Annotated in this window: 6 protein-coding genes and 1 pseudogene; 3 read left to right on the forward strand and 4 right to left on the reverse strand. The window is 53.6% G+C overall.

Annotated elements, in window-relative coordinates; genetic code table 11:
- Positions 1 to 3: 3 nt before the first annotated feature.
- Genes HEN33_RS19510 through cueR form a run of 3 tightly spaced genes read left to right on the forward strand, consistent with a single transcriptional unit; the run spans position 4 to position 3742 of the window.
- The gene (locus HEN33_RS19510; protein ID WP_176263539.1) at positions 4 to 2166 is read left to right on the forward strand and encodes a type I secretion system permease/ATPase; all 2163 of its coding nucleotides are present in this window, start codon (positions 4 to 6) and stop codon (positions 2164 to 2166) included.
- Positions 2163 to 3338, forward strand: coding sequence for an HlyD family type I secretion periplasmic adaptor subunit (locus HEN33_RS19515; RefSeq protein ID WP_001014326.1), 1176 nt, complete (start codon positions 2163 to 2165; stop codon positions 3336 to 3338). The genes HEN33_RS19510 and HEN33_RS19515 overlap by 4 nt, the downstream gene beginning before the upstream one ends.
- Positions 3335 to 3742 carry a Cu(I)-responsive transcriptional regulator gene (cueR, locus tag HEN33_RS19520; RefSeq protein WP_001026752.1) on the forward strand — a complete coding sequence of 136 codons (408 nt, stop codon included), beginning with the start codon at positions 3335 to 3337 and terminating at the stop codon, positions 3740 to 3742. The genes HEN33_RS19515 and cueR overlap by 4 nt, the downstream gene beginning before the upstream one ends.
- On the opposite strand, the gene HEN33_RS19525 is transcribed toward cueR, so the two are convergent.
- The 4 genes and pseudogenes from HEN33_RS19525 to HEN33_RS19540 form a co-directional block, all read right to left on the reverse strand.
- Entirely contained in the window at positions 3743 to 4966 is a 1224-nt protein-coding gene (locus tag HEN33_RS19525) for a hypothetical protein (protein WP_176263538.1), read from the reverse strand.
- Positions 4967 to 5054: 88 nt separating this feature from the next.
- Entirely contained in the window at positions 5055 to 5261 is a 207-nt protein-coding gene (locus HEN33_RS19530) for a hypothetical protein (protein WP_000664217.1), read from the reverse strand.
- Complete coding sequence (locus HEN33_RS19535) at positions 5258 to 5680, reverse strand: hypothetical protein (RefSeq protein ID WP_176263537.1); 423 nt, start codon at positions 5678 to 5680, stop codon at positions 5258 to 5260. Before HEN33_RS19535 ends, HEN33_RS19530 begins: the two co-directional genes overlap by 4 nt.
- 53 nt (positions 5681 to 5733) lie before the next feature.
- Positions 5734 to 6015 (reverse strand): annotated as a pseudogene (locus HEN33_RS19540) (YadA C-terminal domain-containing protein); the annotation flags it as partial.
- Between the last annotated feature and the right edge of the window lie 50 nt (positions 6016 to 6065).

A 6065-nucleotide genomic window follows, 5' to 3' on the forward strand; every position in this document is an offset into this window, starting at 1 on the left:
AGAATGAAAAAAAATGCCCAGTCCGTGGAAGCCTGGCTGGAGGCGATGATCGCCGTGGCGCGCTATTACCGCCTCGATTTTTCCCAGGAGAATGTGCGCGCGACCGTCAACTGGGAGCGCGACAGCAAACGGGAGGAGTTATTGACCGATATGGCGCGGCAGTTAGGGATGGGGCTGCGGCTGGTGGAGTTTTCCGCCGACTCGCTTAACCCCTGGCGTCTGCCGCTGATCGCGGTGTTTGATAATCAACAGATTGGCGTGATCACCCGCCGCGACAATCACGACAATATCAGCGTTCAGTTCAGCGGTGACGAAGGGCTGGAAACCACATTAAACGTCACGGATATAGAAGACAAAATCGTTGAACTGGCGCTGCTACGACCGCTCAGCGCCATTCCCGATGCGCGGGTGGATGACTACATTCGCCCGTATCAGGCTAACTGGTTCTGGAATCTTTCGCTAAAAGACTGGCGGCGCTATGGCGATATTATGCTGGCCTCGCTGGTGGCGAACGTGCTGGCGCTGGCGGCGATGATTTTCTCGATGCAGGTTTACGACCGCGTTGTTCCGGCGCAGTCCTACCCGACGCTATGGGTGCTGTTCGCCGGGGTGATGATGGCGATTCTGTTTGAGTTCTGTATGCGCATGGTGCGCACACACCTTTCCGATGTGATCGGCAAACGGGCGGATCTGCGTATTTCGGATCGCGTGTTTGGTCACGCATTACGGCTGAAAAATAACGTGCGATCGAAATCCACCGGATCGTTTATCTCACAGATCCGCGAACTGGAATCGGTGCGGGAACTGATCACTTCCACCACCATTGGCGCGGTGGCGGATCTGCCGTTCTTCCTGCTGTTTGTCTTTATTTTGTGGATGATCGGCGGCTGGCTGGTGCTGGTGGTTTTGCTGGCGCTGCCCTTGCTGGTGATCCCCGGTCTGCTGGTACAACGCCCGCTGGCGCGGCTGGCGAACGAAGGGATGCGCGAATCGGCAGTGCGCAACGCTACGCTTGTCGAGGCCGTGCAGTCGATTGAAGACATTAAACTGCTGCGTGCTGAACAGCGTTTCCAGAATCAGTGGAATCACACCAACGACGTGGCGTCATCTATCAGCATGAAGCAACGTTTTCTCACCGGGCTACTGCTCACCTGGACGCAGGAAGTGCAATCCATCGTCTATGTGGTGGTGCTGTTGGTAGGCTGCTTTATGGTGATGAACGGCGACATGACCACCGGCGCGCTGGTGGGGACGACGATTCTGGCTTCGCGCACCATCGCGCCGCTGTCGCAGATATCCGGCGTGCTTTCGCGCTGGCAGCAGGCGAAGGTGGCGCGTAATGGCCTTGATGAACTGATGAAGCGCCCGGTGGATCAGCCGGAACACGGCAAACTGGTGCATAAAGCAGTGCTGCACGGCAATTATCAGTTCAGCAACGCGGTGTTTTATTACGACGAAGAAGAGAAGATTGCCGATGTGGCGATCGGCAAACTCAACATTCAGGCCGGAGAGAAAATCGCCATTCTCGGGCGCAACGGCGCGGGTAAATCAACGCTACTGCAAATGCTTGCCGGAATGCGTATCGCCCAGCAGGGGCAGGTGCTGCTGGATAACATTAGCATCGGGCAGCTTGATCCGGCAGATCTGCGTCGCGACATGGGGCTGCTCAGCCAGACCGGGCGACTGTTCTTCGGTTCGCTGCGGGAAAACCTCACCATGGGGATGCCAGAAGCCAGCGATGAAGATATCGAACGCGCGTTGACCCTCAGCGGAGCGCTGCCGTTTGTGCAGAAGCAGAAAAACGGCCTTAACTACATGATTCAGGAAGGGGGATTTGGTCTTTCTGGCGGCCAGCGGCAAACGCTGCTGCTGGCGCGGCTCCTCATCTCTCAACCCAATATCGTGCTGCTTGATGAACCCAGCGCCTCGCTGGATGAAATGGCGGAAGCGTATTTAATTGAACAACTAAAACAGTGGATTGGGCATCGCACGCTGGTCATTGCTACTCACCGCACGGCAATGCTGCAACTGGTTGACAGGATAATCGTGATGGATCAGGGGCGCATTGTGATGGACGGCGCGAAAGAGACTATTTTGCGTGAACAGAGCGAACCCACGACGCGACGTGTGGTGTTGCAGGAGAAGAATAAGGGGTCTGCCGCATGAACGGACAACTGCAATACAACCGTGGCCTGACTGAACCCCGCTTGCCGCGTTCGGCGCTGGCGGTACGCGTTACCGCTGTGATGCTGCTCTGTTTTCTCGGCTGGGCGTGGTACTTCCAGCTTGATGAAGTCACCACCGGCAGCGGCACGGTAGAACCTTCTGGACGCGAACAGGTGGTGCAGTCGCTGGAAGGCGGGATTTTGTATCATCTCGACGTGAAGGTTGGCGATATTGTCGAACAGGGGCAGCCGCTGGCGCAGCTTAACCGCACCAAAACGGAATCCGACGTCCAGGAAGCGATGTCGCGGCTGTACGCGGCGCTGGCAACCTCGGCGCGGCTGCGGGCGGAAGTGAGCAATAAACCGCTGGTCTTCCCTGACGAACTGAATAAATTCCCCGAACTTATCGAGTCGGAAACGGCGTTATATAACACTCGCCGCGATGGGCTGAACAAAGCCACCACCGGGCTGACGCAGGGGATTAGCCTGGTCAACCGCGAACTGGCGATGACCCAGCCGCTGGTAAAACAGGGGGCGGCGAGCAGCGTCGAAGTGCTGCGCCTGCAACGTCAGGCCAATGAACTGGAAAACAAACTTAGCGACGTGCGCACGCAATACTACGTTCAGGCGCGCGAAGAGTTAGCGAAAGCCAATGCGGAAGTGGAAACCCAGCGTTCGGTGATCCGCGGGCGGGAAGATTCTCTCACCCGGCTCAACTTTACTGCGCCGGTGCGAGGCATTGTTCAGGACATTGACGTCACCACGGTTGGCGGCGTCATCGCCCCCGGTGGTAAACTCATGACTATCGTGCCGCTGGATGAGCAACTGTTGATCGAGGCAAAAATCTCCCCGCGCGATGTGGCATTTATCCATCCGGGGCAAAAATCGCTGGTGAAAATAACCGCTTACGATTACTCCATCTACGGCGGCCTGCCGGGGGAAGTGGCGGTGATATCACCAGACACCGTGCAGGATGAAGTGCGACGCGATGTTTATTACTATCGGGTGTACATTCGCACTTTCAGCAACCATCTGGAAAATAAACATAAACAGCAGTTTCCGATATTTCCCGGCATGGTGGCGACGGTCGATATCCGCACCGGCAAAAAAAGCGTGCTGGATTATCTGTTGAAACCCTTTAACAAAGCACAGGAGGCGTTGCGCGAACGATGAACATTAGCGATGTAGCAAAAATTACCGGCCTGACCAGCAAAGCCATTCGCTTCTATGAAGAGAAGGGGTTGGTGACACCGCCGATGCGCAGCGAAAACGGTTATCGAACCTACACGCAGCAGCATCTCAACGAACTGACCTTACTGCGCCAGGCGCGCCAGGTGGGCTTTAACCTGGAAGAGAGCGGCGAACTGGTGAATCTGTTTAACGACCCGCAGCGGCATAGCGCCGACGTCAAACGGCGCACCCTGGAGAAGGTGGCGGAGATCGAACGACACATTGAGGAGCTGCAATCCATGCGCAACCAGTTACTGGCGCTGGCGAATGCCTGCCCCGGTGATGACAGCGCCGACTGCCCAATTATCGAAAATCTCTCCGGCTGCTGTCATCATCGGGCGGGGTGATTAACGCTTGCGAAAATAGTCGTCCATTATTTTCGTCAACTCCGGACGTTCGCCGTCATCATTGATGGCAAAATCCAGAAAAAAAGCATCTGCTTGCGGCGTTCGGTTTTGCGCCATCAACCGGAAGGTGAGGGGGCGATAACTGGCGTATGCCGGATAGCTGATAACGAATCGGGCAAAGTCAATAAAAAGCGGCGAGTGTGTGGAAAACAGTGCCTGCAAAATTACATCAGCCTTTTCATCCTCCCCCAAACCTTGTTGGATCATGCTCTTAATACGAGTTTCGCTCAAATTCCCGGCCTCAACAATTTGCCAGGCTTGATCCAGTGAAGGGTACCGACTGACGCTCTGCTGCAACTCTTCAGACCAGGTTTCGGATGGGCTGATGGGCTTATCAGGGCCGAAACTCTCCCATGCGCTGGACGGTAATGTTTTCCACGCGGTGAGTTTTGGTATGCGGAATTGCAGCTCTGTTTTGTGCAGAAATTCCCCGCCCGGAAATACCAGTGTTTGTTGCTCATCATTAAAACGGGTTGCCGTGCTGAGTACCAGTGTTTTGAGCGGTCGCCCTTCCAGTGCGGCAGCAGTGGCCTTATGGTGCCCGTCGAGCAGAACGCAGAGATAGGAATCAGGGAGATACCAGGCCAGAGCGCGGGCGTCCGGTTTATTGCGATAAAACGTCGCACGATCAGGATTAAAATGTGATGGCGGCTGTCCGGGAAGAAGAAAACAGGGGGCGGTGTCACAGAAATAGCAATATTCAGGATCCCAGACGGCAACGGTTGCCGGATTACTGGCGCTATGGTCCGTTGCCGCCCAAAAGAAATGCCCATTGCCATCCGTCGGGTAAAGTTCACGATCTTCCAGCAGATAATAGCCATCAGCCAGGCATGAGAACAGCGGTGTAAGCGTGGCAAAAGCGTCCGTAAAGCCAGACCATGGGCGATTCCAGTTTTCGAGAGCAGACAAAAACCGGACGGCTCCCTGTTCATCATCCGCAAAACCGCTGTAGACAAATTCCGCGCAGGTGGGGCAGCCGGCCTCGGACCAGAAACGTATTAACGGGACATCCTGCCAGCAGAGTGAACGGATAAGCCCATAAGGGTGCGGATCGTAAAGCACACATTGACGCAGAAATCCTTTACCGGACTTCACCGAAAAAATGACGCCCGCAGCGGTATTTTTCAGCAGACGTACTTCAGGTTTTCGAAAGGGAAAAAGCATGGCCACTCCTTAGCCGAATATTCAGAACCCTGAACTGTGCCAGAAAATTACGCTGGTGCCTATTGCTCTGGAAATGGTAACGGTATCCTTACCCATTAATCCCCGTTTGCACCGAAAGAATATGCTGCAAACTTTCTACCATAATGCGCCCCGACTGAAATAAGCCTTCCTGGATTTCGTTGTTAACATTCACAGCGTGAACCAGGGAGGCTAATAACACCACTTGCAAGAAGGCAAAAATAAACGCACCGATAATCATAATATGCGTCAGGGGGATTTTCCTTTGCTCCTTCATTTTAAATAACCCACAAACTGACCTTCCTTCATTAAGGCGACTTTTCCCGTGTGGTGATAAACAATGACGTTATAAAGACCTGACTGATAAACAGTGGCATCTTTATTGTCTTCATCAATTGCACATAATGAATCATTGAGATAAGCAAAGTTCTTACTGCTCATTCTAAAGGTCATGCCAAATCCTTTATAAATGGCTTTCTTTGCCACCTGGGCATGTTGTGCGGCTTCTGCATTTTTAAATGCCTGCGCCTCGGATGCACTTAAAATAGCCGTCTGACGCTGTTGTTCTGCGAGATAACAGGTGTCATGGCTGACGCCCTGCGCCTGGCAATCTGCGATGCGGGAAGTGGGTGAACTACAGCCAGCCAGTAATATAACCGCCAGCAGGGAAAACGATTTAATGGAGCTATTCATCATTGTTAACCTTAAATAATGTGCGGAAAATTGCGAATAAGAAATTGCTGTTAAAATTAGAACGAATATCCCACGCCGACACCCGCACCGAAATCAGATTGTGTATCCGCAGAAATACCTGCTTTAAGTACCGTATGCGTTCCGGCATTAAAAGATGTTCCTACAGACACCGCAGATTCACCGTTGAACGTTCCCGCTCCCGCTGACACCATCATCAAGTCACCGGTTTTCACCTGTGGTTGTGAGGCGATAGCGATGGCAGATGCAGTTCCCGCATTGGCTTCTTTACGATTGTCCTCAACTTCGTTTTTCAGAGAATCGAAATGGTTATTGAGTGAACCGCCCCGGTTTTCCTGGAGAGTGTTTTATCTGTGAACTCAGGCTGCCA

The sequence above is a fragment of the Escherichia sp. 94.0001 genome (genome assembly GCF_013369155.2).
Classification (GTDB): Bacteria; Pseudomonadota; Gammaproteobacteria; order Enterobacterales; family Enterobacteriaceae; genus Escherichia; species Escherichia coli_F.